The following is a 25,281-nucleotide window of genomic DNA, read 5'->3' as shown; positions in this document are numbered from 1 at the left end:
TTATGTCTCCGACGCAGCCATGGGCGCGCAACGGGTAGCTGGTGCCTGACCTAGACAGTAATGGGGGTGCAGGGGGGCTATGCTCCCCTGCTTCTTCCCTTAACCTTCACCCCGGCGTCCGCTTCCCGATCAGCTGCGTAAGCGGCGTATTCCCGCGATAACCCGACTCCTTCGGGTACATCGATTCATAGACCACCGCGTTTTCCAGCACGCGCTGGATATAGTTCTTGGTCTCGTAGATCGGGATCTGCTCCAGCCAGTCGATCCAGTCCACCGCGCCGGTGCGGGGATCGCCGTTGGCGCGCAGCCACTTGTTCACGTTCCCCGCGCCCGCGTTGTAGGCGCCGACAGCCAGCGGCAGCGAGCCGCCGAAGTAGTCCGTCATGCGCGCGAAGTAGGCATCGCCGAGGCGGATGTTGTAGGTGGCGTCGCTGACCAGTTGGTTCTGGTCGTAGGCCATGCCGAGCTTGCCTGCCTGCTCGCGCGCGGTGGCGGGCATGAGCTGCATCAGCCCGCGCGCACCGGCGTGGCTGAGCGCGTTCTGGGCGAACTGGCTTTCCTGCCGGGTGAGGGCGTGGACCATGGCGAAGTTCGCGCCCGGCGGCACCGGGATCAGCGGATAGGCGATCTGGCCAAAGTCCTGATAGCCGTCGCCGTGCGCGCTTTGGCCCAGGATTACGGCGAGGTCGCGGCGGCCGATGTCGCGGGCCAGTTCGGCGACGAGGACGTGGTCCGCTTCGCTCTGGGCCTGGTCCGAGATCTCGCGGAAGAACTGCACGCCGGTGCGCCAGTCGGCATCGCGGGCCACGTCGCGCACGGCGGCGGTTAGCGGCTTGGCCAGGAAAGCGCTGCGCTCGGCCTGGGTCGGCACGGCGCGGGGGCGGCTGTCGAGGTCGGGCAGGGGGCGGCCCAGCCGTTCGAGCGCGAGCTGGCCGTAGAAGTAGTGCGGATAGGCGGCCGCCATCTGGAAATAGCGGTTGGCGCCTGTCGTGTCGCCGGCGCGGGCGAGGGCGCGACCGGCCCAGTAGAAGCCCTTGGAGCGCGTGCCCGGCGTCTGCGCGGCGGCGCCGTAGCGGTAGAACAGCGGCGCGGCGCGGCGGGCGTCGCCCAGTTGCCAAAGTGCCTTGGTGCCGCCCAGCCAGACCAGCGAGGTATAGTCGTCGCGCAGGCGGAAGGACTGCTGGCTGATGTCGGTGCCGGGTGCGAAAGCGTCGTCTATGCCGCTGGCGATGCGTACCGCCGAATCCGCACCCGCGCCCTTGGCGGCGGTGAGCAGTTCGCGCACCCATTTCTCAGGTTCGGGCACCGGCGCCGTCAAAGGCGGGCGATTGGCCAGCAAGGCGATCTCGCCCGGCAGGTTGCCGCTCTTTCGGGCCTGCACGGCGCGGGCATAGATATAGCCGGCATCGGCGTTCATCTGCGGCGTCAGTACCAGCCCCAGCGAACCGGGGGGCGAGCCTTGCAGCATGGTGAGCCGCTCCATGAACAGGGCGCGGCGCTCGGCGGAGACGAAGGAGATCTGCCGCTCGGCCTGCGACGTTTCGCTCTGCCAGAGCAGGCGGTCCATGCGGGCGTCATGATCGGCGGTGGTCAGCGCGCCGCGATAGGTGGCAAGGATCAGCGCCTCGTCGTTGGGCGCCAGGCTGCCGCCGCGCCAGGCTGCGAGCGCGCGCTGCTGGGCATCAGGGCGGCGCAGGGTGGTCAGCGCTACGGCATAGCGCCCGGCCGCCTGGTTCGACAGCGGCGGATAGCGGGTGAAGAAGGCGACCACCGAATTGGCGTCCGGCGACTGGTTGACCAGCGCCCGCTCCGCCGAGGCGCGGATCTTGTCGGCCTGGGGATAGCCCGGATAAGTCAGCAGGAAGCTGGAATAGCTGCCGAAGTCGAAGCTGTCGGACGCCACGAGCTGGCGCCAGCGGTCGATCGACTGGTGGACGGCCATGTCGTGCGACTGCATCGCGCGGGCCTTGGCGAGATCCCATTCGCGGCCGTCCTGCGCGGCGGCGGGGCCGCCGATTGCGATACCGAACAGGGCGGTCGAAGCAAGCAAGACGAGGAGGGCGACACGCTGCATGCTGGACATTTTGGGAAAAGGCTCCTTATCAGGCGCTGAACATCGGGTCCGTCGGTTCCGATCAATGAACATCAGGTGAGGTAAAGTCCATGTTCTCGGGTTCCATTCCTGCGCTTGTTACACCGTTTCGCGACGGAGCGTTCGATGAACAGGCCTTTCGGCGACTCGTGGACTGGCAGATCGAATCGGGTTCCTCGGCGCTCGTTCCCTGCGGCACGACCGGCGAGAATTCGACGCTTTCGAACGCCGAGCACCACCGGGTCATCGAACTCTGCGTCGAACAGGCCGCGGGCCGGGTGCCGGTGATCGCCGGCTGCGGCAGCAACGATACGATGAACGCGCTGCTGCACATGAATTTCTCCAAGAAGTGCGGTGCCTCGGCGGCGCTGCTGGTGGCGCCGTACTACAACCGCCCCAGCCAGGAAGGGTTGCTCGCCCACTTCACCTATCTGGCGGAAAACAACGACCTGCCGATCGTGCTCTACAACGTGCCGGGCCGCACCGTCACCGACCTGCTGCCGGGAACCGTCTGCGAGCTGGCCCGCCGCTTCCCGGATCGCTTCATCGCCATCAAGGACGCCAGCGGCGATCTCAGCCGCGTGACCGACCACCGCATGGGCATCGGCAAGCACTTCGTGCAGCTCTGCGGCGACGACGAACTGGCGCTGCCGTTCAACGCGGCGGGCGGCGTGGGCTGCATCTCGGTGACGGCGAACGTCGCGCCGAAGCTCTGCGCCGAGTTCCAGGCGGCCTGCGCGGCCAACGACCTGGAAGAAGCGCGCCGCCTCAACGACCTGCTCTATCCGCTGCACTACGCCATGTTCGAGGACAGCTCGCCCGGGCCGTGCAAGTATGCGCTGGCCCAGGTGCACGGCTGGATCGAGAACGAACTGCGCCTGCCGCTCGTTCCGTGCAGCGACAAGGCCCGCACCGCCGTCGATGCGGCCCTGGCCCACGCCGGACTGCTCTGAGGATTCCAGGGCCGTCGTCCCGGATCAAGTCCGGGACGACGAGGGTGCTCTCACCCCAACTGCCCATCCCCACCGCATGACGAAATCGCGCAAAGGAGGCGTTTCCTTTTCGCGCGCGAATCCCTACATGCCGGGTCATCATGGCACGTCCGCAGCACCCCACATTCGACAAGCACAAAAGCGTCGCGGAAAACCGCAAGGCCCGCTTCGAGTACCACATCGAGGAAACCTTCGAGGCCGGCATCGCGCTGACCGGCACCGAGGTGAAGTCGCTGCGGTTCGGCGAAGGGTCGATCGCGGAGGCCTACGCCGAGATCAAGAACGGCGAATGCTGGCTGGTGAACTCCAACGTGCCCGAGTTCAGCCACGGCAACCGCTACAATCACACGCCCAAGCGGCCGCGCAAGCTGCTGCTGCATGAGCGGGAAATCTCCCGCCTCCAGGGCTCCGTGGAGCGCAAGGGCATGACCTTGGTGCCGCTGTCGGTCTACTTCAACGGCCGGGGCCGCGCGAAAGTGGAACTGGCGCTGGCCAAGGGCAAGAACGCAGCGGACAAGCGGCACACCATCAAGGAACGCGATTGGAAGCGGGAGCAGGGCCGCATCCTGCGCGAGCATAAGTGAGCGCGCTGCTGCACCGGCTGGGGGCCTGGCTGCACGGCCAGATGCCCACCCACGCGCAGCTTGAGGCGAATCGCTTCACGGCGCCGTTCACGCGCCGACCCGAACTGTTCCGCTTCACCCGCCGCTCGGTGCCGCGCGGCGTGGCGGTCGGCATGTTCATCGGCATCTTCGCGCTCATTCCGGGCGTCCAGATCGTCGGCGCCGCACTGATGTGCGTGCCGTTTCGCGGGAACATCCCGCTGGCCGCCGCCGTCACCTTCATTTCGAATCCGGTGACGACGCTGCTCATCATTCTCCCGGTCGCGGTCGCGATCGGCAACAGCTTCGGCTACCACGCCGATATCGCCACGGTGGCCGCGATGGTCCGCGAGGGGGCGGGTCTGGCGGAATGGCAGCGCTGGCTGCTGTCGGATACCGCGCCCGCCGTGGTCATCGGCCTGTTCATCCAGTCGGTTGTCGCCGCCTTCGTGAGCTACTTCCTCACCATGTGGTTCTGGCGCTACTGGATCGGCCGCAAGCATCGCATGCGCCGCCATCGCTCGCTGTTCCGTCACCCCGAAGGGGAAGCCGAACGCAAGACCGGCGACACGGAAGGAATTGCATGAAGGCAGGCGCCCGCGACCAGGACCGGAGCCGGAACACCGCAGCGGGGCGGATCGGCGGTCTTTCGGACACCGCTGTCGTCGGCCTGGCGCTGGTCGCGAGCGCCGCCCTGGTCTGGCTGGTCAGCGGAGACGGCCTGCTCGTCGCCATCCTCACCGGCACGCTGCTGGTCTTTGCGGGTCTTGCCTGGATGGTCGCCAACCGGCGGTTCGAAGCGGCCGAGGTCGAGTTCGCCCAGCCGGACTGGTCGGTGACCGTCGCCGCCATCGACCGCACCGACATCGCCATCGCCGTTACCGACCGCGCCGGACGGCTCGCCTGCGCCAACGGTAGCTTCGAACTGTGGTTCGGTACCGCCAACCCGCCGCCGCGCCTGCCGGTGGACGATGCCGCGATGGAGCGCCTCACCGATGCCGTCCGCGCTGCCTGGCGTGACGGCCATGCACGGGCCGAAGTGCGCACCGAAGGCGATACGGCCGCAGACTGGCGCGTGGAGATCCAGCGCTCGGGCCGGGGCGACGACTTTCTCGTCTGGCGCATCCAGCCGGTCAGTTCGGTCGATCTCGTGGGCGAGATGGTCCGCCAGATCGACGGAAAACTCGGCAAAGGCCTCGCCCGCGCCGGCATTTCCGCTGCCGTGGTCGACCCGGACGGCATGATCCGCGCCGCCAGCGCCGGCTTCTCGCAGTCCGCGACGGGCGATGCGCTGGCTGACATGTCGGGGCTCGATTTCGTCTCGCTGATCAGCCAGGAAGAAGGCGAGCGCATCGGCTGGGCCCGCGATGCCGGACGCGGCGGGCCGCTCGTGCTCTATCACGTTCCGATCGCCGATCCCGATTCGCCGGTCGAGCCCGATCCCAATCTTACGCCTTCGTTGATGCTGGTGGTCGAAGCCGGTCACGGCATCGGGGCGGGCGGGGGCGGCGGCACGGCCGCGCCGCATCTCGAGGCCCTGCTCAGCCAGTTGCCGCTCGGCCTTGCCATGGCCGATCGCGACGGGCGCCTGCTGTTCGCCAACCCCGCCTTCATGCGCGCGGCGGGCCAGGAAGGGCAGCACCCGCCAAGCTATCCCACCGACCTGGTGGTCCGCGACGACAAGCGCGCCCTGTCCGAGGCGATCCGCCGTTTCGCCCAGGGCCCTGCCGCCGCGGGCGACATCGCCGTGCGGCTGACCTCGCAGCCGGACGATCCGGTCTCGCTCAGCCTTGCCGGCGTCCGGGGGCTGGGGGAAGCGGCGGTGCTGCTCGGCCTCACCGATACTTCGGAGGAAACCCGCCTCAAGCGCCAGGTCGCACAGGCCACCAAGATGCAGGCCGTGGGCCAGCTCGCCGGAGGTGTGGCCCACGATTTCAACAATGTGCTCACCGCGATCCTTGGCACTTGCGACCTCATGCTGATGCGTCACACGCCGGGCGATTCGGACTACGACGACATCCAGCAGATCCGCGCCAACTCCAATCGCGCGGCCTCGCTGACCCGCCAGCTCCTGGCCTTCTCGCGCCAGCAGACCCTTCGTCCCGAAGTGCTCCAGCTGCCCGACGTGGTGGCGGACGTCTCGCAGATGCTGCGCCGCCTCATCGGCGAGAAGATCCAGCTTGTCGTCACCCATGACCGCGACCTCGGGCCGGTCCGCGCCGATCCGACCCAGCTTGAGCAGGTCATCGTCAACCTCGCCGTGAACGCGCGCGATGCGATGCAGATGAAAGGCGACGGCGCGGGCACGCTCACGCTCGCCACCCGCCGCATCAACAATGTCGATGTGCGGGCGATGCGCAGCGAGATCATTCCGGCGGGCGACTATACCGCCCTCATCGTCGAGGATACCGGGGGCGGCATTCCGCCCGAGCATCTCGGCAAGATCTTCGAGCCGTTCTTCACCACCAAGGAACAGGGCAAGGGTACCGGGCTCGGCCTTTCGACCGTCTACGGCATCGTCAAGCAATCCGGCGGCTTCATCTTCGCGGAGAGCGATCCGGGGCGAGGAACGCGCTTCGTCGTCTATCTGCCGGTCCATCATATCGCCCCCGGCTCTGCGCCCGAGCCCGCCGCGGTCGAGGAACCGGAGGCAGAGCCCAGCCAGTGGGCGGGCGGCGGCGCGATCCTCCTGGTGGAGGACGAGGATCCGGTCCGCGTCGTTGCCGAGCGCGCGCTGACTCGGCAGGGCTATCAGGTGACCTGCGCGCGCGACGGCGAAGAGGGCCTGGAACTCGTGGAAGAGGGGCGGCGGTTCGACCTCGTGGTTTCGGACGTCGTCATGCCCTCGCTCGACGGCCCCGGCATGGCGCGCGAGATCCGCCGCATCGCGCCGGACCTGCCGGTGCTGTTCATGTCGGGCTATGCCGAGGAGCAGCTGCGCAAGGAAATCGGCATCGCCAACGCCTGGTTCATGCCCAAACCGTTTTCCGTGCAGCAGCTTTCGGAAAAAGTCGGGGATGTTCTCGCCCGTGCCGCAGCCGGGGTTAAAAATAGGAAATAATTCATCGTTCCCCTCTTGTTCCATGAGAACAAACTGGATACATAGCTGCCCACGACGTTGACCTTTCCGGTCAGGCCGGTAGCAAGGGGAAGTGATATGGCTGCTCAGCTCAAGCTGATCCAGGAAGGCAAGGAAAAGGACAACATGGACCGTCAGAAGGCGCTCGAAGCCGCGCTTGCACAGATCGACAAGGCGTTCGGCAAGGGCTCCGCGATGAAGCTGGGTTCCAAGGAAGCGATGCAGGTCGAGGCGATCTCCACCGGCTCGCTCGGGCTCGACATCGCGCTGGGCGTCGGTGGTCTTCCGCGCGGCCGCGTGATCGAAGTCTACGGGCCGGAAAGCTCGGGCAAGACCACGCTCGCGCTCCACGTCATTGCAGAGGCGCAGAAGTCGGGCGGCACCGCGGCCTTCATCGACGCAGAACACGCGCTGGACCCGGTCTATGCAAAGAAGCTGGGCGTCAACATCGATGAACTGATCGTCTCGCAGCCCGATACCGGCGAACAGGCGCTGGAAATCACCGACACCCTGGTGCGTTCGAACGCGATCGACGTGCTGGTGGTGGACTCGGTCGCCGCGCTGGTCCCCCGCGCCGAAATCGAAGGCGAGATGGGCGACAGCCACGTCGGTCTCCAGGCCCGCCTGATGAGCCAGTCGCTGCGCAAGCTCACCGGCTCGATCAGCCGCTCGCGCTGCATGGTGATCTTCATCAACCAGCTGCGCATGAAGATCGGCGTCATGTACGGCAACCCGGAAACGACCACGGGCGGCAACGCGCTCAAGTTCTACGCCTCGGTCCGCCTCGACATCCGCCGCACCGGCCAGATCAAGGACCGCGACGATATCGTCGGCAACGCCACCCGCGTTAAGGTCGTCAAGAACAAGGTTGCACCGCCGTTCAAGCAGGTCGAATTCGATATCATGTACGGCGAAGGCATTTCCAAGATCGGCGAGATCCTCGATCTCGGCGTCAAGGCCGGCATCGTCGAGAAGTCCGGCGCCTGGTTCAGCTACGATTCGATCCGCATCGGCCAGGGCCGTGAGAATGCGAAGAACTACCTGAAGGAAAACATCGAAATCGCCGACCGCCTCGAAAAGGCCATCCGCGCCCAGACCGCCGGTCTGGCCGAGGAAATGATGGTCGGCCCCTCCGCAGAAGACGACGCGGAATAAGTCTGCGCGTCCCCGCAGGATGAGAGAACCCCGGCCATTGCGCCGGGGTTTTTCGTTAGAGGCAAAGGAACGACCGATACGTCGTCCCGGACTTGATCCGGAACGACGTCGAGGCAAGATCGCGCAGCCAAGACCCGTGGCACCCATGCAACACTGCCAAAGTGGCTGCGCTTATCGCGAAAACCGAACAGTCTGACCGCAGCAAGCCGCTTGCCGCCGCCGCGTCGCTGGATTATCGGCGCCATCTATGCACACGACCAACGAAATCCGCCGGTCCTTCCTCGACTATTTCGCCAGCAATGGTCACGAGGCCGTTCAATCCGCGCCGCTCGTTCCCTACAACGATCCGACGCTGATGTTCGTGAATGCCGGCATGGTGCCGTTCAAGAACGTGTTCACGGGTCTGGAAACCCCTTTTGCGCCGCGCGCTACATCCTCGCAGAAGTGCGTCCGCGCCGGCGGCAAGCACAACGATCTCGACAACGTCGGCTACACCGCGCGCCACCACACCTTCTTCGAGATGCTGGGGAATTTCTCCTTCGGCGACTATTTCAAGGAACAGGCGATCACGCACGCCTGGACCCTGCTGACGAAGGAATGGGGCCTCCCGGTCGAAAAGCTGCTCGTCACCGTCTACCACACCGACGACGAAGCCTTCGATCTCTGGAAGAAGATCGCCGGCCTGCCGGAATCGAAGATCATCCGCATCCCCACCAAGGACAACTTCTGGGCCATGGGCGACGAAGGCCCGTGCGGCCCGTGTTCGGAAATCTTCTTCGATCACGGCGATCACATCTGGGGCGGCCCTCCGGGATCGCCGGACGAGGACGGCGACCGCTTCATCGAGATCTGGAACCTCGTGTTCATGCAGTTCGAGCAGTCCGCCGGCGAGATCGTCGGTAACCTGCCCAAGCCCTCGATCGACACCGGCATGGGCCTCGAGCGTATCTCTGCGGTCATGCAGGGCGTGCACGATAACTACGACATCGACACCTTCAAGGCGCTGATCTCCGCGTCCGAAAGCCTGACCGGCGTCGCCGCCGAAGGTGAGCAGCGCGCCAGCCACCGGGTGATCGCGGATCACTTGCGCTCCACCAGCTTCCTGCTGGCCGATGGTGTGCTGCCGTCGAACGAGGGCCGCGGCTACGTCCTGCGCCGCATCATGCGCCGCGCCATGCGCCACGCCCACCTGCTCGGCGCCCGCGATCCGCTGATGCACCGCCTGGTGCCCGCACTGGTGGCCGAGATGGGCCAGGCCTATCCGGAACTCGGCCGCGCCCAGCCGCTGATCGAGGAAACCCTGGAGCGCGAGGAAGTGCAGTTCCGCCGCACCCTCGCCAACGGCCTCAAGCTGCTGGATGAAGCGACGGGCGGCATGGGCGAGGGCGGCGAGCTGCCCGGCGAAACCGCGTTCAAGCTCTACGACACTTACGGCTTCCCTTACGACCTCACCGAAGACGCGCTGCGTTCGCGTGGCATCGCGGTGGACCGTGCCGGCTTCGATGCCGCCATGGCGCAGCAGAAGGCTGCCGCCCGCGCCGCGTGGAAGGGCTCGGGCCAAGCTGCCGACAGCGAAGTCTGGTTCGACATCGCCGAGCGCGAAGGCGCCAGCGAATTCACCGGCTATACCTCCACCACCGGCGAGGGCCAGGTCGTAGCCTTGGTGAAGGACGGCCAGGAAGTCCAGTCCGCCACGGCGGGCGAAGAGGTGGTGGTGCTGACCAACCAGACACCGTTCTACGGCGAATCAGGCGGGCAGGAAGGCGATCGCGGCACGATCGTCGGCGGCAACGGCCTGAACATCGTCGTCACCGATACCTCGAAGCCCCTTGGCCGCCTTCATGCGATGAGCGGCACGGTCGAATCCGGCACGATCAAGCTGGGCGATGCCGTCCATCTCACCGTCGATGTCGAGCGCCGCGATGCGGTGCGGGCCAACCACTCGGCCACGCACTTGCTTCACGCTGCGCTCCGGGGCCGCCTGGGCGATCACGTCACCCAGAAGGGCTCGCTGGTCGCCGCCGAGCGCCTGCGTTTCGACTTCTCGCATCCCAAAGCGCTCGACGCCGCTGACATCGCGGCCATCGAAGCCGAAGTGAACGCGGAAATCCGCGCCAACGATCCGGTCCTCACCCGCCTCATGACGCCCGAAGACGCCATCGGCGCCGGCGCCATGGCCCTGTTCGGCGAGAAGTACGGCGATGAAGTGCGCGTGCTCTCGATGGGCCGCAGCGCGAAGACGGAAAGCGGCGAGCGCAACTATTCGGTCGAGCTTTGCGGCGGCACGCATGTGCGCGCCACCGGCGACATCGGCGTGTTCCGCATCGTTTCGGAAAGTGCGGTGTCCTCGGGCATCCGCCGCATCGAGGCGCTGACCGGCGAAGGTGCGCGCCAGTGGCTCGTCGCGCGCGAGGAAGCGCTCAAGGCTGCGGCCAGCGCGCTGCGCACCACGCCGGAGGATGTCGAGGCCCGCGTCGCCGCATTGCTGGATGAGCGCCGCAAGCTCGAACGCGAATTGGCCGAAGCCAAGAAGGCGCTGGCCCTCGGTGGCGGCGGAGCCAAGGCTGAAAGCGCTGACGAGGAAGTCGGCGGCGTGAAGTTCTCGGGCCAAGTGCTCGAAGGCCTCGATCCCAAGGAACTGCGCGGGCTGCTCGACCAGGCCAAGCAGCGCATGGGCTCGGGCGTCGCGGCGATCGTCGCGGTGAACGAGGGCAAGGCTTCGATCGCGGCCGCCGTGACCGAAGACCTCATCGGCAAGATCAGCGCCGTCGATCTCGTCCGCAAGGGCGTCGAGACGCTGGGCGGCAAGGGCGGCGGTGGCCGCGCCGACATGGCCCAGGGCGGCGGCCCCAACGGCGACAAGGCGGCTGACGCCATCGCCGCGGTGAGGGCAGTGCTGGCAGGTTGATTGCCCGTCGTCCCGGATCAAGCCCGGGACGTTGGGGATCGGGCCTCGTGCCCGGTCGCCTCGCTGCTCCGAAGGCAAGGGCGCGTGGACAAATTCCGCCCATCCGGGAATCTGTGATGGGTGGACAGCGGAACTTCCGGTTGTGGCCCTAACCTTCCTAAATGGACATGCACGCTCACGGCATATGCGGTTATGGCCATAGTGGAGCTTATAGGCGGCGCTTGTCCGAAGTGTTGATGTGTATGACTAAAAGACGCATCGTACTCTCATGATAGCACTGCTGCTCCTCGCCGCTGCCGCTGGCTCTTTAAGTCCGTCGAATAACCAACCGCTGTGCGTGCCGGTGGCGTCGGATAACCTTCAGGCGACAACCTCCGATTTTGATGAGCACAAGAAGCTGCGACAGGCATTGGACGAACCGTTGCCCGACGAAAGGCCGATGGTGATGCTTCATGGGAAAGGCGGGCATTTGGCGGAGGAGGAGTACAGCATAGTCGTAGCCTGTGCGGCCGATGGACAATGGCGTGGAACAGCGGTTGGCCGTCAACGAAGCATGATAGTGGGGGCAGAGTTTACCCCTATGACGCGCGCCGCGTGGGTTCTCGACGACAGCAGCGGGAAGCGCCTTTCAGAAGCAGTTTCTCGCACCTGCCCTTTCGACCGCACGAGAAGCGACAAAAGTGGGTCGGTGCCGCCGCCTCTTAGCTATATTTCAGAGAAGATCGACGTTGTGGCGGAAAAGGGCGAACAGTATTCGTTCTACGTGAACGAAGGCGGAGACGCTATCGCCGCTTTGATCCGCCCCCGCCGCTGATGACCGCTATGGGACGCCAGCCGACACTCTGAATTCGTCCGCGCCGCCTAGGCCTTCTCCGCCTCGCGCAGTTGGCCGAGCTTAAGGGCGGGCTTTTGCGAAAGGCCGCCTTCCTGCATGATCTGCTCGCGGAATTCGTCGCGCTTTTCGTGGATCGAGGCGATCACCGGGCCCATGGCGACGCCGATTTCGGTCAGCGCGGCTTCGGAAAGCTGCAGCGAGCTTTCCAGCGTTTCGGGCACCGCGTGGGTGGCCCCGGCGCGGTAGAGGACGGCGGCGTGCTCGGCGTCGCGGGCGCGGGCGATGATCGGCAGGTCGGGGAAGTCGGCGCGCAGCTTGCGGACGATGCGCTGGGCCGTCACCGGCTCGTCCATGGTCAGGATCACCGCTGCCGCGCTTGCAGCGCCGAAACGCAGCATGGCGTCTCCCCGCCCGGCATCTCCGAAAGCGACCGTGTAGCCGTGGCGGCGGCCGTCGGTGACGAGGTCGGTGTTGCTGTCCACTGCGATGTAGGGCCGTCCGTGGCGCGCGAGCATGTCGGCCACGAGCCTGCCGACGCGGCCGAAGCCGACGATCAGAACGCGCGGCTTGTCGGGAGCTTCGGCAGGCTGGTGCGGCGCCTCCACGCTGTCCACCTGCCGGGCCAGCATCTTGCCGATCATCGAGAGCAAGGGCGTGACCGTCAGCCCGAGTGCAGTGACGATCTGCCAGAACATCGCGGTGCCGGGCTGGATCAGTTGGGCCGCGCCGGCGGCGCTCAGCACGATCAGGGTCGTTTCCGAAGGGCTCGACATGAGGATGCCGGTCTCGGTCGCGGTGCCGCGGCGCGCGCCCATCATGCGCAGGAGCAGCCCGGTGACGGTGGACTTGAGCAGGATCACGCCGACCGTGGCGATCAGGATCGAGGCGAGATTCTCCCATACGATCCGCAGGTCGATGCTCATGCCGATGGTGATGAGGAACACCCCGAGCGCCAGGCCCTTGAACGGCTCGATGATCTGCTCGACTTCGGTGTGATACTCGGTCTCGGCGATCAGCAGGCCCGCCACGAGCGCGCCGACGATCGGAGAGAGGCCGGTGGCGCCGGTCGCCAGCGAGGCCAGGATCACCACCAGCAGGCTGGCCGCCAGGAACAGTTCGGGGCTCTTGGTGCGCGCGGCCTGGGCGAAGAGCGGCGGCAGCAGGTAGCGGCCGAGCACGAGCAGGGCGGTGACCACCAGCGTGCCCCAGACCAGCGTATGGATCAGTTCGTCCACTCCCGCGCCCTTTGCGTGAGGAGCCAACGCGCCGAGCAGGAAGATGATCGGCACCAGGGCGATATCCTCGAACAGCAGCATGGCCAGCGCCGCGCGGCCGACGGGCGTGGTCGTATCGGTCATCTTCAGGACCAGCGCCGTCGAGGAGAGCGCAAGCGCGAGGCCCAGCGCCATGGCGCCGGAAAAACCCTGGCCGATCGCCGCGAAGAAGAAGGTGAGGGCGCTGCCGGTCAGGATCAGCTCCAGCGATCCCAGCCCGAAGACGAACTTGCGCATCGCCCATAATCGCCCGAACGACAGCTCCAGCCCGATCGAGAACAGCAGGAGGATGATGCCGAATTCGGCGAAGATCTCCAGTCCGTCAGGATCGGTGATGGTGACCCAGGACAGCCAGGGATGATCGAAGACCAGCCTGCCGAGCCCGAAAGGGCCGACCAGCAGGCCCACGAGAATGAAGCCGATCACCGGCGTGATGCGGAAGCGGTTGAAAACGGGAATCACGATGCCCGCGGCGCCGAGGATGACGAGCGCGTCGGACATGACGGGGGAGGAGAGTGCGTTGCTGCCGGCCATTATGGTTTCGACTATGGCAGGCGCGGCGCGTCAGACAATGGCGAACCTGCCCTGTTCACGGGTATTTCTGCGCTTAGGCCGGGCCGGTGCCGGGCAGGTGCCGGGCATCGTGGACCTAATGTGTATCCCGTCGCAACTTCACTTGGCGTTCAGCGAAGCGCTGGTTATAGACCGGCCCCATGTTCGAACGCTCGCGCTTCAAGATCGCCCTCGCCGCCGCCGCTACCGGGGCGCTCGTAATGACTGCCGGCTGTGCCGGGCGCGGAGGCGGAAACAAGGATACCGCCTATGTCGCGCGGGACGTCGATACGCTCTACGCCGCCGCGCAGGAGCGCCTGAACCAGGGCCGCACCCGCCAGGCCGCCGCCCTGTTCGACGAGGTCGAGCGCCAGCATCCCTATTCGCCCTGGGCCCGCCGCGCCCAGCTGATGAGCGCGTTCAGCTACTACGCCGCGCGCGATTACACCAAGTCGATCCAGTCGGCGCAGCGTTTCCTGTCGATCCATCCGGGCAACAAGGACGCGCCTTACGCCTATTACCTGATCGCCGTCTGCTATTACGAGCAGATCAGCGACGTGACCCGCGACCAGAAGACCACCGAGCAGGCCAAGCAGGCGCTGACTGACGTGATGCGCCGCTATCCCGGCACGTCCTACGCCTCCGACGCCAAGCTCAAGATCGACCTTGTGAACGATCACCTCGCCGGCAAGGAAATGACCATCGGCCGCGGTTACGAAGCCAGCGGCAAGTGGCTTGCGGCAACGCTGCGCTTCCGCAACGTGGTCGACAATTTCCAGACCACCAGCCACGCGCCCGAGGCGCTGTTCCGTCTGGTGGAAGGCTACCTGGCGCTCGGCGTCCCGGAAGAAGCGCAGAAGGCGGCCGCCGTGCTCGAGCACAACTATCCCACCAGCAAGTGGTACGAACGCGCCTACAAGCTGATGAACAGGCACGCGCCCGAAAACCTGACGGCCTGACGGGCGCACTCGTGCGCAGGGCCGGGCCATGCGCGAAGATGGGTGACGGGCGGGACGGTTTTCGCTAGAACGGATCGCGAACATGCTGAACCGCCTCTCCATCCGCAATATCGTACTGATCGAAGCGCTCGACCTGGATTTCGGGCGCGGTCTGGGTGTGCTCACCGGTGAAACCGGCGCGGGCAAGTCGATCCTGCTCGACGCGTTGGGTCTCGTCATCGGCAATCGCGCCGACAGCGGCCTCGTTCGCGCCGGGGAAACCCGCGCGACGGTGACCGCCAGTTTCGAGTTTCCGCAGCTTCCCGCCGCCCTCCGTGCCGTGCTCGACGAAGCCGATATCGAGATAGAGCCGGGCGAGCCGCTGATCCTCAAGCGCCAGCTCAAGGCCGATGGCGGCAGCCGCGCCTTCCTCAACGACCAGCCCGTCGGCGTCGCCCTGCTGCGCGAGATCGCGCCTGCGCTCGTCGAGATCCACGGCCAGCACGACGATCGCGGCCTCGTGAACTCCAAGGGCCACCGCGCGTTGCTCGACCGTTTCGCCGGGGGCGACGTCGCCGGCGTGGAGGCGGCCTGGAAGACCTGGCGCACCGCGCAAAACGCGCTCGATACGGCGCGCGCGCAAGTAGCCAAGGCGGCCGAGGACCAGGACCTGCTGCTGGCCCATCTGGCCGAACTCGATGCCCTGGCGCCGCTGGAAGGCGAGGAAGAGGAACTCGCCCAGGCCCGCGCCGGAATGCAGAAGGGCGAGAAGCTGTCCGACGATCTCGTGGCGCTCCAGCATCTCTGGACCGGGTCCGATTCGGCGCTGGCCACCTTGCGCGGCGCTTCGCGCCGGCTCGACCGGATCGCCGGGGAACATCCGCTGCTGGCCGAGGCGCTGGAAGCGCTCGACCGTGCCGTGATCGAGGCGAGCGAGGCGGAAGACCGGCTCGACCGCGCGGCCGAGGCGCTGGCTTTCGATCCCGACGAACTCGACCGCATCGAAACCCGCCTGTTCGACCTGCGCGCCGCTGCCCGCAAGCAGGGCTGCCAGGTGGACGACCTGCCGGAAAAGATGCGCGAGATGCGCAGCGCGCTCGACGCCATCGAGGGCGGCGAGGAACATGTGGCCGGGCTGGAACGGGCAGCGCAGAAGGCCGCGCTGGTCTACCGCGAGCAGGCCGAGGCGCTGCATGACCTGCGCCGTTCCGCCGCCAAGCGGCTCGACAAGGCGGTGGCCGCCGAACTGGCGCCGCTCAAGCTCGATGCCGCGCGGTTCCAGACTTCGGTGATCCGCCTGCCCGAGGAGCGCTGGAATGCGCAGGGCATGGACATGGTCGAATTCCTCATCAGCACCAACCCCGGCGCCGATTTCGCCCCGCTGGCCAAGATTGCCTCGGGCGGCGAGCTTTCGCGCTTCATCCTCGCGCTCAAGGTAGCGTTGGCGGAAGAGGGCGGCGCGGCGACGGTGATCTTCGACGAGATCGACCGCGGCGTCGGCGGCGCGGTGGCCAGCGCCATCGGCGAGCGTCTGGCGCGGCTCGCTTCCGATGGGCAACTGCTCGCCGTCACCCACAGCCCGCAGGTCGCGGCGCGCGGGCGGCGGCACTACATGATCGCCAAGTCCAGCGAAGGCACCGTTACGCGTACTTCGGTGGCGCTGCTCGATGAGGGCGAGCGCAAGGAAGAGATCGCGCGCATGCTCTCCGGCGCGGAAGTGACCGCCGAGGCGCGGGCGCAGGCGGATCGGTTGCTGGAAGTTTAGAAGGGGGAAGACCCGGGGGATGATCCCCCGGACCCTCGGAATGTCAGCGCCGCGCGCTACCTATCGGTCGTGCGCTCCCTGCGGCGCAGCCAATAAGTCTCCCGACGCAGCCATGGGCGCGCAACGGACAGGCTTGGCATGACCTAGACGGTGTTGGGGTGCAGGGGGGCTATGCTCCCCTGCTTTTCCTTTTCCTCCCTTTGCACTGCCACCCAGTAAGCCTAGTGTCCGCCCCAACAATTCCCAGACGGACCATACCCATGCCCAAATTCCTCCTCGCCTCCGCGCTTCTGGCCGCGACCAGCCTCGTTTCGGCTCCGGTGCTTGCGGCTGAACCGGCCTACGACCTCGCCGCGCAGAAGGCGAAGCTGGCGACGATCCCGATGGAGGTGGACACCAAGTTCCTCTCGGCCGAGGAGCGGGACGTGGTGAACTTGCTCATCAAGGCTTCGGACCTCATGAGCGAGGTCTATCTGCGCCAGCGTTATGCCGAGAACCCGCAGGTGCGCCGCGCAGTCTCGATGAACCGCCGCGCCGATCGCGACCTGCTGGTCGAGATGTTCGACCGCAATTTCGGCCCCTGGGACGAACTGGCCGACCTCCATCCGTTCTGGGGCACCACGCCGATGCCGGAAGGCGCGGGGTTCTATCCCGAGGACCTGACACGCGCCGACTTCGAGGCCTATCTTGCGGCGCATCCGGGTGAGAAGGCGGCGCTGACCAGTCCCTATACGGTGGTTCGCCGGGACGGTGGCAAGCTCGTCGCGGTGCCCTATTCGGTCGCTTACAGGGAATGGCTGGAGCCGGCGGCGAAGCTGCTGGACCAAGCGGCGGCGCGGACCAGCAATGCCAGCCTGAAGCGGTTCCTCGGCCTGCGCGCCAAGGCCTTCCGCACGGATGACTACTACGAGAGCGAGCTGGCGTGGATGGACCTGAAGGACACGCCGATCGAAGTCGCGATCGGGCCTTACGAGGTCTACACCGACCGACTGATGGGCGCGAAGACCTCGTTCGAGAGCTTCGTGACGCTGAAGGATCCGGTCGAATCGGCGGCGCTTGCCAAGTACAAGAACCACTTGCGCGACATGGAAGCGAACCTGCCGATCGCGGAGGAATACAAGAACTTCCAGCGCGGTTTCGAAAGCCCGATCGCCGTGGCCGAGCAGATTCGCGGCGGCGGCGACAATGTGCCGGGCCCGCAGACGGTGGCCTTCAACCTGCCCAACGACGAGCGGGTGCGCGAGGCCAAGGGCGCGAAGAAGGTGATCCTTTCCAACGTGCTGGGCGCCAAGTTCGAGCGCATTCTCAAGCCGATGGGCGCGCTGGTGCTGGTGCCTTCGCAGGCGGCGCAGGTCGATCGCAAGTACATGCAGCTTGAGACGCTGTTCCACGAGCTGTCGCACAGCCTGGGGCCGGGCACGATCGTCGTGAATGGCCAGACCACCACGGTGGACAAGGCCCTGAAGGAGCAGAACTCCGCGATCGAGGAAGCCAAGGCCGATGTCGCGGGCGTCTGGGACATCCTGCTGATGATGCAGAAGGGCGAGATCCCGGCTGCCGAGCGCCCGCAGCTGTTCGCTACTTACGTCGCCGGCATTTTCCGCGCGGTGCGCTTCGGCGCGGTGGAGGCCCACGGCAAGGGCGCGGCGCTGCAATATGGCTATCTGCGCGCGAAGGGCGCCTTCACCTACGACGCGGCGACCAGGCGCTACACTTATGACGATGCGAAGATGGAAGCGGGGCTGCGCGATCTTCTGCACGACATGCTGATGCTCCAGGCCAAGGGCGACTACGCGGGCACCAAGGCCTTCATGGCGCGCTGGGCGAAGCTCGACAGCGAAGCCGAAAGCGTGATCGCCAGCATGGCCGACCTGCCGGTGGATATCCGGCCGGTCTATCCCGAAGCGATCTGATCCCGCTCAGGGCCGCATGACCACATGGCCGAAAGGGCTGCCGCCGAGGATGAAGTCATAGGCCTCGGCGGCCTCGCAAAGGGCAAACTCGTACTCGATCGGGAGCAGCAGTTCGCCTTTCGCGACGCGTTCCAGCATCTTGGCGACCCGGCCGTGAAGGACCGGATCCTGCATCGGCGTGGCAGGCATGATCGTCAGGCGCTGCGGGGCGGGCGCGGTGCCGTCGCGACCATAATCCGCCGCACCCAGGCAGCCGGCGGCCGACAGGGCTGCGTACCGGCCGCCCGGAACCACCAGGCGGATGAGATCGGCCGCCCGCTCCCCGGCGCTCACGTCGAAGACGAAGTCCACGCCGCGCCCGGCGGTGAGTTCGAGGCAGCGGGCGAGGATATCGTCACGCCCTTCGTTCAGGATATGGGCAAGGCCGATGCCGCGCAGACGTTCGTCGCAAGCCGGATGACGGGCGATGCCGATGACGTTCGCACCGGCTTCCAGCGCCAGTTGCACGGTCATGATGCCGAGGCTGCTGGTCACATGGTTGATCAGGATCGTCTCGCCCGCCTGCAGCTTCCCGCGCGTGTGGAGGGTGTCGCTGGTGGCGGCGAGGGTGAAGGGCGCCGCCGCGGCGATGCTGGGATCGAGCCCTTCCGGCAAGTGCCAGGTGGAGGCTTCCGGCGCCGCGAAGAGTTCCGCATGGCTGCCGCAGCCGTGATAACCGACGACGCGGTCTCCCAGGCGGAAACGGGTGACGTGGGCGCCCACGGCTTCCACCGTACCACTGGCCTGGCAGCCGACTGCGCCCGAGCAAGGCGCTTCGGCCAGGCCGCTGCGATAGAGCGCCAGCTTGATCAGATCGATAGCTTCGATGGAGACCAGTTCGACACGGATGAGCACCATGTCCGGGCCAAGCCGAGGCTCGGGGGTTTCTCCGAAGGTCAGCAGCGGGCCGCTCTTGGCCCCGGAGCAAAATACTGCGTTCACGCGGTCCTCGTCGTCGTCATCATGGGCCGAAAAGTTGGACAGCTCTGTATAAATCGTTTGCACGTCAAGAGTGACGTAAAACCTGCGTCCAGTTTCGAGACGGCTTCAGGGCTCGGGCTGCAACGTGATCGAGGCGGTGCCCTTGGCGGAGACCGGGATGTAAAGCCCCTGACCGCTGGCCCTGATCCGGCCGGTATGCGCCTCGCGGACTTGCGCGCGGATCACGAAGGCGCCTTCGCGCTTTTCGTCGATGGCGACGGCGATCTTGCCGAGCAGTTCCTGATAGTCCTTCTCGAAATTTTGCCCGAGCGCGGCAGCCAGAGTGCTCGACAGACCGGGCGCATTGGCCAGTTGCAGCAGCAGGTCGCCGCCCACTGCGTCTGTGGTGCCGCTGACGTGGAAGTCGGCGAAATCCACTTTGCGCGAGTTCTCGGCATTGACCGGGGTGGCGGTCATCCACACGGTGCCGCGCGCCGGTTTGACCCGCTTCGCCGTGTCCTGCGCCGTGAAGGTAACGCCCACGGCGAGGCGGCCGCCGGTCGTGCCGTAGAGGGTGGCCTTGTGGAAATCCGCGCGGACCGGGCCGAAATGCGGCACCTCGAAAGGCCGGGCCGCCCGCTTGCGCAAGGCGCGCATCAGCACCGGCTCGAGCTGACGATAATCGGCGATGACGGGTATGAAGAAGGCGAGTTTTCCGGCCCCTTCCGCCAGCGGTCGCAGCGGCGGCAGCGGACTGGGCCGGGGATCCGCCGGACGGTCTCCGATAAAGGTCTCGGTCAGCGCCTTCAAGCCGAGCCGAAGCTCCAGGCGGTTGCCCTTGAGCGCATAGCCTCCGTATTGCAGCTCCTGCGGCGTGACCCGCATCCACACGGGCGGGTTCTTCTTGTTGAGCGGCAGCGCTGTGAAGGCAGAGGCCCAGGCGCGCTCGATCTGGGGGCGCAGTTTCAGGCGTGCCAACTGGGCCGGCAGCGTGCGCTCGAGGCGCGCGATGACGGGTTTGAGCTTGCTGTCCGCCTGCTCGGTGAAGGCGATGCGCTGGCCGAGGAAATCGATGTGCGGCTCGTTGGTCCAGTCGTAACGGATGTCCACGGCGGCGCGCGGCGTCCAGTCCGAGGCTATGGTCAGGCGGATGGTCGCACGGGCATTGGCATCGGCGGTGGCCGTCTCCCGCTTCAGCACCCCGCCGATATCCTCGGCGCGGACCACGGCATGGAGCGGCATGGTGAGGACGAGATCGCGCCCTTCACGGCCGCTGCTGCCACCGCCTACCAGGCGCAGCGGGCCGCGCGTCACTTCACCGACGATGCGACACTTGATCGTGGGCGTCCTGATCTTGACGACGGCAAGGTCGACCCGTTTCGAAGGCACGCAGGGCGTTTCGGGACGGTCGATTCCCCAGAGCCGGCGCGGGATCTCCTTCTCCAGCGCGGCGGCGAGGCCGCTTACGTCCGCATGGATCGGAACGGTGATGAGCGAGGCTTGCGGCGCGATGGCGATGGGGTCGTTCGCTCTGGGGGGTGGGCCCTCCGCCGTCTGCCGCTTGCAGCCGGCGATCGAAAGGCCCAGGACCAGCAGCCCCAGCGAGATCAGGGTTCGGCCTTGCCGATGTTTCGCTCTGCCTGCTGCACCAGCCCGCCCCGTTCGCATCCTGCACAAGCCCCGGATATGTCCCCAAGATCAGGAACAATACCCGAGGCAGGACAGGGTTCCAACGCGGCCCGCGCGCGCAAGCTCAGGGCGTGAAGCGCAAGTAGGCCGAGATACGGGAGCCGGTGTGGCGGTCGAGATAGCGGCGGTCGCTTATCGCAGCGACCCGGTCCTGGTCGATCGAAGTGCCGGTGTAGCGCAGACCGAGCGCCAGACGGTCCATCTGGTGTTCCGCGCCTACGTAGTAGTCCCAATAACTGCCGTCGGGACGCAGGCGCCGGACCCGCTCTGCAGCCAGGGCGGTGTCGCGGGTCGACCCGGTGCTGTAGCCGCCGCCGCCGTAGAGGGTGAGCGCCGTGCCCGGAACGCCGATTGCGGCATTGCCTTCGAGATAGAGATCGCTGCCGCCGATCGCCTTCTGCGACGGTGCGAAGCTGGCGCCGAAAGCAAGCTGCGCGGGGCCGATGGCATAAGCGAGCGTGGAGGTCGCTTCGGCATAGCTGAGGCCCGACGCGCCGACGAAGACGTGACCCTTGGCACCCGCGGAAAGGGTCCATCCTCCGGTGGAGAACAGCGCGATCTCGGGCGAAAGCGTAAGGCCGATATCGGCGCCGCCGTGCCTGGCGCTGTCGCGCAGGGTGGCCGCGCCAAGGTCCACCGTGACGGCGGGCGAAACCGGCAGCGTGGCCTCGGCCGACATGGCGGCCTTGCCGCCGCTCCAGCTCAGGCCACGCTCGCGCAGATCGGTGGTCGCTTCGATCGAGACGCTGGGCGAGGCGGTCTGGGCCTGGCTGGCAGCAGGGGTGAACAGGGCGGCGAAGACGGCCGGAAGGGCCGCCGGAATCAGAGTACGGTTCATGCGGAGGCGTGTAGCCTGTTTTCAGTTCACTGCGAAATTACGCGCGGCGTCGATCGCGGCCAAAGTGTCCTGATGATCGGCCGATGCGCGTTCCCGGACATGGGCGCCGATGGCTTTCGACTTGCTGGCGACCAGTTTGGCGGCTTCCTTGCCGTCGCGGCGGCAGTCGCCCGGGTGATTCTGGGTGAAGCTGCGCGTGCCGGGCAGGCGCGAGGCAATGGCCTGGCCGCCGCTCGCAGGCTGGATGCGGCGTTCCACGGCGATTTCGGCCGTCACCAGGCAGCGGCGCGAACTGGGGCGCGTGGACGGCGAGATGCCGATGGCCTTGGACCGCGTCTCGACATGCGTAACATAGTCCACGGCGTAATTCGCGCCGCGATGCTCGATCTCGAGGCTATGTGCGGGGGCGGTAGCGGCGGCAGCCGCGGCGACCAGGGCTAGCAGGCTCACTGTCATCATCCTCTCTATGGTGCCTAAAACGTAGGCACTACGTGCTCACGTATTGTGCATCGAGGAGATAGTGATCGATCGTTGCTGACCCGTTTCCCATGCTTGACTATGCTTTACGGTTCGCGCGAAACGACCCTCAGTTGCCGCGATAGGTGGAATAGCCATAGGGGCTGACGACTACCGGGACGTGATAGTGCGCGGCCTTGTCGGACACGGCGAAAACCAGGTCGATCTCCGGGAAGAAGGGCGAGGCCTGCGGGGCGGGGTAGCCCGTCATGTCGAACTGCAGTTTGTAAGTGCCGGGTTCGAAATTGTTGGCGCCGAACGCGCGAACGCGGCCGTTTTCATCCGTTCGCGCGCGCGCGACCTCGCTCCAGGTGCCGTCGGTCGCCTTCCTCAACAGCACCACGGGAACATCGCGGCCGCCGACTCCCTTGGCGAGATCGAGGACATGGGTCGAAATCTCCGCGGCCGTGGCGAAAGTCGGGGCCGACGCGAGAGCGAGGCCGGCAAGCGGGGCAAGAGCGAGAGCGATGCGGTTCATGACGGATTCCGGTGCTGGATGGTTGGCGTTCGTTACATAGTAATGCAGATCAATCAGCAACCGGCGAAAGGTTGCGATTGTTGCACCATGGATCCGTGACAAAGCCCCGGTTCCTGCGGGCGGGTTACAAGCTCGTTCAGGAATACAAAAAGGCCGGCGATGCATCCGCACCGCCGGCCTTTTTCCTGGCGCGAAGGAAGGCGCCGGTCAGATGTGGATGGGCTTGCCCAGCACGGCCATGGCCGCTTCCTTGATCGCTTCCGAATGGGTCGGGTGCGCGTGGCAGGTGTAGGCGATGTCTTCCGAGGTCGCGCCGAATTCCATGGCCTGCGCGGCCTGACCGATCATCGTGCCCGCCACCGAGGCGATGCACCACACGCCGAGGACGCGGTCGGTCTCGGCATCGGCGATCACCTTCACGAAGCCGTCGGGCTCGTGGTTGGTCTTGGCGCGCGAGTTCGCCAGCATCGGGAACTTGCCGACCTTGATGGCGCCGCGTTCCTTGGCGGCTTCCTCGGTGAGGCCGACGCCTGCAAATTCCGGCTGCGTGTAGACCACGCCCGGGATCACGTCATGGTTCACGATGCCGGTGAGCCCTGCGATGTTCTCGGCCACGGCGATGCCTTCGTCCTCGGCCTTGTGGGCGAGCATCGGGCCGGGGATCACGTCGCCGATGGCCCAGACGCCGTCCACCTTGGTGGCGAAGTCGTGGTCGGTCTCGATCTGGGCGCGCTGGTTCAGCTCCAGCCCGATCTTGTCGAGGCCGAGGCCTTCAGTGTTGGGACGGCGGCCGATGGAAACCAGCACGACGTCGGCTTCGATGACTTCGGCATCGCCGCCCTTGGCGGGCTCGACGGTGACCTTGGCGGTCTTGCCTTCCACGGTCACGCCGGTGACCTTGGTGCCGAGCTTCAGGACCATGCCCTGCTTCTTGAAGATCTTGCCCGCTTCACGGCGCACTTCGCCGTCCATGCCGGGCAGGAGCTGGTCGAGGTACTCGACGACGGTGACTTCCGCACCGAGACGGCGCCAGACCGAACCGAGTTCCAGACCGATCACGCCGCCGCCGATGACGACCATCTTCTTGGGAACTGAAGCCAGTTCCAGAGCGCCGGTCGAGTCCACGACGACGCCGCCGGCATTGTCGATCTCGACGCCGGGAAGCGGGGTCACCGAGGAGCCGGTGGCGATCACGATGTTCTTGGCGGTGACGGTCTTGCCCGCGACCTCGACGCTGTGCGCGTCCTTGAACTGGGCGTAGCCCTTCAGCCAGTCGATCTTGTTCTTCTTGAACAGGAATTCGATGCCGCCGGTCAGGCCCTTCACGGCGTCCTTGCGCTGGCCCTGCATGGTGGGGAGGTCGAGTTCAGGGGTCACCTTGATGCCCATCGCCGCCATTGCGCCGCCCTTGGCCGCTTCGAAATATTCCGAAGCGTGGAGCAGGGCCTTCGAGGGGATGCAGCCGACGTTGAGGCAGGTGCCGCCCAGCGTCTCGCGGCCTTCGGCGCAGGCGGTCTTCAGACCGAGCTGCGCGGCGCGGATCGCCGCGACGTAGCCGCCAGGGCCGGCACCGATGACAAGGACGTCGTAATCGTAATCAGCCATTGTTCAGGCCTCCGTACGCTCGTGCTTCGCAACTATCAGGGCACGAGCGGAAAATAGTCGTTTCGGCTCAAGTGAAAACCCCGCCCGACCGGATCGGGGCGGGCGGGGCTTGTTCACTCAGAGGTCGATGAGGAGACGGGTGGGATCCTCGATCGCTTCCTTGATGGTCTTGAGCGCGGTGACCGCCTCGCGGCCGTCGATGATGCGGTGGTCGTAGGACAGCGCGATGTACATCATCGGGCGGATCACGATCTCGCCATTGCGGACCACGGCGCGGTCCTCGATGCGGTGCAGGCCGAGCACGGCCGACTGTGGCGGGTTGATGATCGGCGTCGACATCAGGCCGCCGAACACGCCGCCGTTCGAGATGGTGAAGGTGCCGCCGGTCATGTCGGCCATGGTCAGCGTGCCTTCCTTGGCCTTCTTGCCGAATTCGGCAATGGCCTTCTCGATGCCCGCGAAGCCCAGCTTGTCGCAGTCCTTGACGACCGGAACGACGAGGCCGTTCGGGGCCGAGACGGCGACCGAGATGTCGACGTAGTCGTGGTAGACGATCTCGTCACCGTCGATCTGCGCGTTGACGGCCGGGATGTCCTTGAGCGCCAGGACCGAAGCCTTGGCGAAGAACGACATGAAGCCCAGCTTGATGCCGTGCTTCTTCTGGAACACGTCCTTGTACTTCTCGCGCGCCTCGATGACGGCCGACATGTCGACGTCGTTGAAGGTGGTGAGCAGCGCGGCGTTGTCCTGCGCGGACTTCAGGCGCTTGGCGATCGTCTGGCGCAGGCGCGTCATCTTGACGCGTTCCTCGCTGCGCGCGGCCGGAGCGGCGGCAGCCGAAGCCGAGACCGGCGCCGAGGCGGGCTTGTTCTTGGCCGCTTCAAGGACGTCGTCCTTGGTGATGCGGCCGTCCTTGCCGGTGCCCTTGATGGTGGCCGGGTCGATGCCGTGTTCCAGGATCGCGCGGCGCACGGCCGGCGAGAGGACCGAGGAACCGGCCGAACCTTCGTCCGAGGGGGCGGCAGCGGGGGCGACGGCGGCAGCGGCGGGTGCCGGAGCCGGGGCAGCAGCGGCCGGAGCGGCAGCGGCC

General features: G+C 66.4%; 19 protein-coding genes. 10 read left to right on the top strand and 9 right to left on the bottom strand.

Going from position 1 to position 25,281, the window contains the following annotated elements; genetic code table 11:
• Nucleotides 1-106: 106 nt before the first annotated feature.
• Nucleotides 107-2,083, bottom strand: a complete 1,977-nt coding sequence (locus L284_RS30865) for a lytic transglycosylase domain-containing protein (RefSeq protein ID WP_021233187.1) — start codon at nt 2,081-2,083, stop codon at nt 107-109.
• A gap of 80 nt (nt 2,084-2,163) precedes the next feature.
• On the opposite strand from L284_RS30865, the gene dapA reads away from it, so the two are divergent.
• The 7 genes from dapA (at nt 2,164) to L284_RS30830 (ending at nt 11,642) form a co-directional block, all read left to right on the top strand.
• Nucleotides 2,164-3,045 (top strand): 4-hydroxy-tetrahydrodipicolinate synthase, encoded by an 882-nt coding sequence (gene dapA / locus L284_RS30860; protein ID WP_021233186.1) that lies wholly within the window; start codon nt 2,164-2,166, stop codon nt 3,043-3,045.
• A 140-nt stretch (nt 3,046-3,185) separates the two neighbouring features.
• Nucleotides 3,186-3,668: an SsrA-binding protein SmpB gene (gene smpB / locus L284_RS30855; protein WP_021233185.1), complete on the top strand. Its 483-nt coding sequence runs from the start codon at nt 3,186-3,188 to the stop codon at nt 3,666-3,668.
• The gene (locus L284_RS30850) at nt 3,665-4,273 is read left to right on the top strand and encodes a DUF2062 domain-containing protein (RefSeq protein WP_021233184.1); all 609 of its coding nucleotides are present in this window, start codon (nt 3,665-3,667) and stop codon (nt 4,271-4,273) included. Before smpB ends, L284_RS30850 begins: the two co-directional genes overlap by 4 nt.
• Nucleotides 4,270-6,747, top strand: a complete 2,478-nt coding sequence (locus tag L284_RS30845) for an ATP-binding protein (RefSeq protein WP_021233183.1) — start codon at nt 4,270-4,272, stop codon at nt 6,745-6,747. Before L284_RS30850 ends, L284_RS30845 begins: the two co-directional genes overlap by 4 nt.
• Before the next feature lie 96 nt (nt 6,748-6,843).
• The gene (gene recA, locus L284_RS30840) at nt 6,844-7,920 is read left to right on the top strand and encodes a recombinase RecA (protein WP_021233182.1); all 1,077 of its coding nucleotides are present in this window, start codon (nt 6,844-6,846) and stop codon (nt 7,918-7,920) included.
• Nucleotides 7,921-8,167: 247 nt separating this feature from the next.
• Nucleotides 8,168-10,828 carry an alanine--tRNA ligase gene (alaS, locus tag L284_RS30835; protein ID WP_021233181.1) on the top strand — a complete coding sequence of 887 codons (2,661 nt, stop codon included), beginning with the start codon at nt 8,168-8,170 and terminating at the stop codon, nt 10,826-10,828.
• Nucleotides 10,829-11,096: 268 nt separating this feature from the next.
• Nucleotides 11,097-11,642: a hypothetical protein gene (locus L284_RS30830; protein ID WP_021233180.1), complete on the top strand. Its 546-nt coding sequence runs from the start codon at nt 11,097-11,099 to the stop codon at nt 11,640-11,642.
• A 47-nt stretch (nt 11,643-11,689) separates the two neighbouring features.
• Here the strand turns inward: L284_RS30830 and L284_RS30825 are convergent, their stop codons facing one another.
• Nucleotides 11,690-13,471, bottom strand: coding sequence for a cation:proton antiporter domain-containing protein (locus L284_RS30825; protein WP_021233179.1), 1,782 nt, complete (start codon nt 13,469-13,471; stop codon nt 11,690-11,692).
• A gap of 179 nt (nt 13,472-13,650) precedes the next feature.
• Between L284_RS30825 and L284_RS30820 the strand changes: the two genes are divergently transcribed.
• The 3 genes from L284_RS30820 to L284_RS30810 all read left to right on the top strand — a co-directional run bounded on the left by L284_RS30820 (nt 13,651) and on the right by L284_RS30810 (nt 18,105).
• On the top strand, nt 13,651-14,448 hold the full coding sequence (locus L284_RS30820) for an outer membrane protein assembly factor BamD (RefSeq protein ID WP_021233178.1): 798 nt from the start codon (nt 13,651-13,653) through the stop codon (nt 14,446-14,448).
• An 82-nt stretch (nt 14,449-14,530) separates the two neighbouring features.
• Nucleotides 14,531-16,192, top strand: a complete 1,662-nt coding sequence (recN, locus tag L284_RS30815; RefSeq protein WP_021233177.1) for a DNA repair protein RecN — start codon at nt 14,531-14,533, stop codon at nt 16,190-16,192.
• Nucleotides 16,193-16,452: 260 nt separating this feature from the next.
• Nucleotides 16,453-18,105, top strand: a complete 1,653-nt coding sequence (locus L284_RS30810) for a dipeptidyl-peptidase 3 family protein (RefSeq protein ID WP_021233176.1) — start codon at nt 16,453-16,455, stop codon at nt 18,103-18,105.
• Nucleotides 18,106-18,111: 6 nt separating this feature from the next.
• Here L284_RS30810 and L284_RS30805 read toward each other — a convergent pair whose 3' ends face one another.
• The 7 genes from L284_RS30805 to odhB form a co-directional block, all read right to left on the bottom strand.
• Nucleotides 18,112-19,086 (bottom strand): quinone oxidoreductase family protein, encoded by a 975-nt coding sequence (locus L284_RS30805; protein WP_152524617.1) that lies wholly within the window; start codon nt 19,084-19,086, stop codon nt 18,112-18,114.
• A 105-nt stretch (nt 19,087-19,191) separates the two neighbouring features.
• Nucleotides 19,192-20,733, bottom strand: a complete 1,542-nt coding sequence (locus L284_RS30800) for a DUF4403 family protein (RefSeq protein WP_021233174.1) — start codon at nt 20,731-20,733, stop codon at nt 19,192-19,194.
• An 85-nt stretch (nt 20,734-20,818) separates the two neighbouring features.
• On the bottom strand, nt 20,819-21,592 hold the full coding sequence (locus L284_RS0123860) for a TorF family putative porin (protein ID WP_021233173.1): 774 nt from the start codon (nt 21,590-21,592) through the stop codon (nt 20,819-20,821).
• 21 nt (nt 21,593-21,613) lie between these two features.
• Nucleotides 21,614-22,042 carry a hypothetical protein gene (locus tag L284_RS46820; protein WP_152524616.1) on the bottom strand — a complete coding sequence of 143 codons (429 nt, stop codon included), beginning with the start codon at nt 22,040-22,042 and terminating at the stop codon, nt 21,614-21,616.
• 136 nt (nt 22,043-22,178) lie between these two features.
• Nucleotides 22,179-22,586, bottom strand: coding sequence for a hydroxyisourate hydrolase (uraH, locus tag L284_RS0123850; RefSeq protein WP_052018343.1), 408 nt, complete (start codon nt 22,584-22,586; stop codon nt 22,179-22,181).
• A 207-nt stretch (nt 22,587-22,793) separates the two neighbouring features.
• Nucleotides 22,794-24,191: a dihydrolipoyl dehydrogenase gene (gene lpdA, locus L284_RS30795; protein WP_021233170.1), complete on the bottom strand. Its 1,398-nt coding sequence runs from the start codon at nt 24,189-24,191 to the stop codon at nt 22,794-22,796.
• Between the two features lie 117 nt (nt 24,192-24,308).
• On the bottom strand, nt 24,309-25,281 hold a 973-nt coding region (odhB, locus tag L284_RS30790; RefSeq protein WP_021233169.1), incomplete at its 5' end, for a 2-oxoglutarate dehydrogenase complex dihydrolipoyllysine-residue succinyltransferase.

Origin of the sequence: Novosphingobium lindaniclasticum LE124 (assembly GCF_000445125.1) — a bacterium.
GTDB lineage: Bacteria > Pseudomonadota > Alphaproteobacteria > Sphingomonadales > Sphingomonadaceae > Novosphingobium > Novosphingobium lindaniclasticum.
Note: the sequence above shows the minus strand (reverse complement) of the source record. Positions and strands in the feature narration are given on the sequence as shown.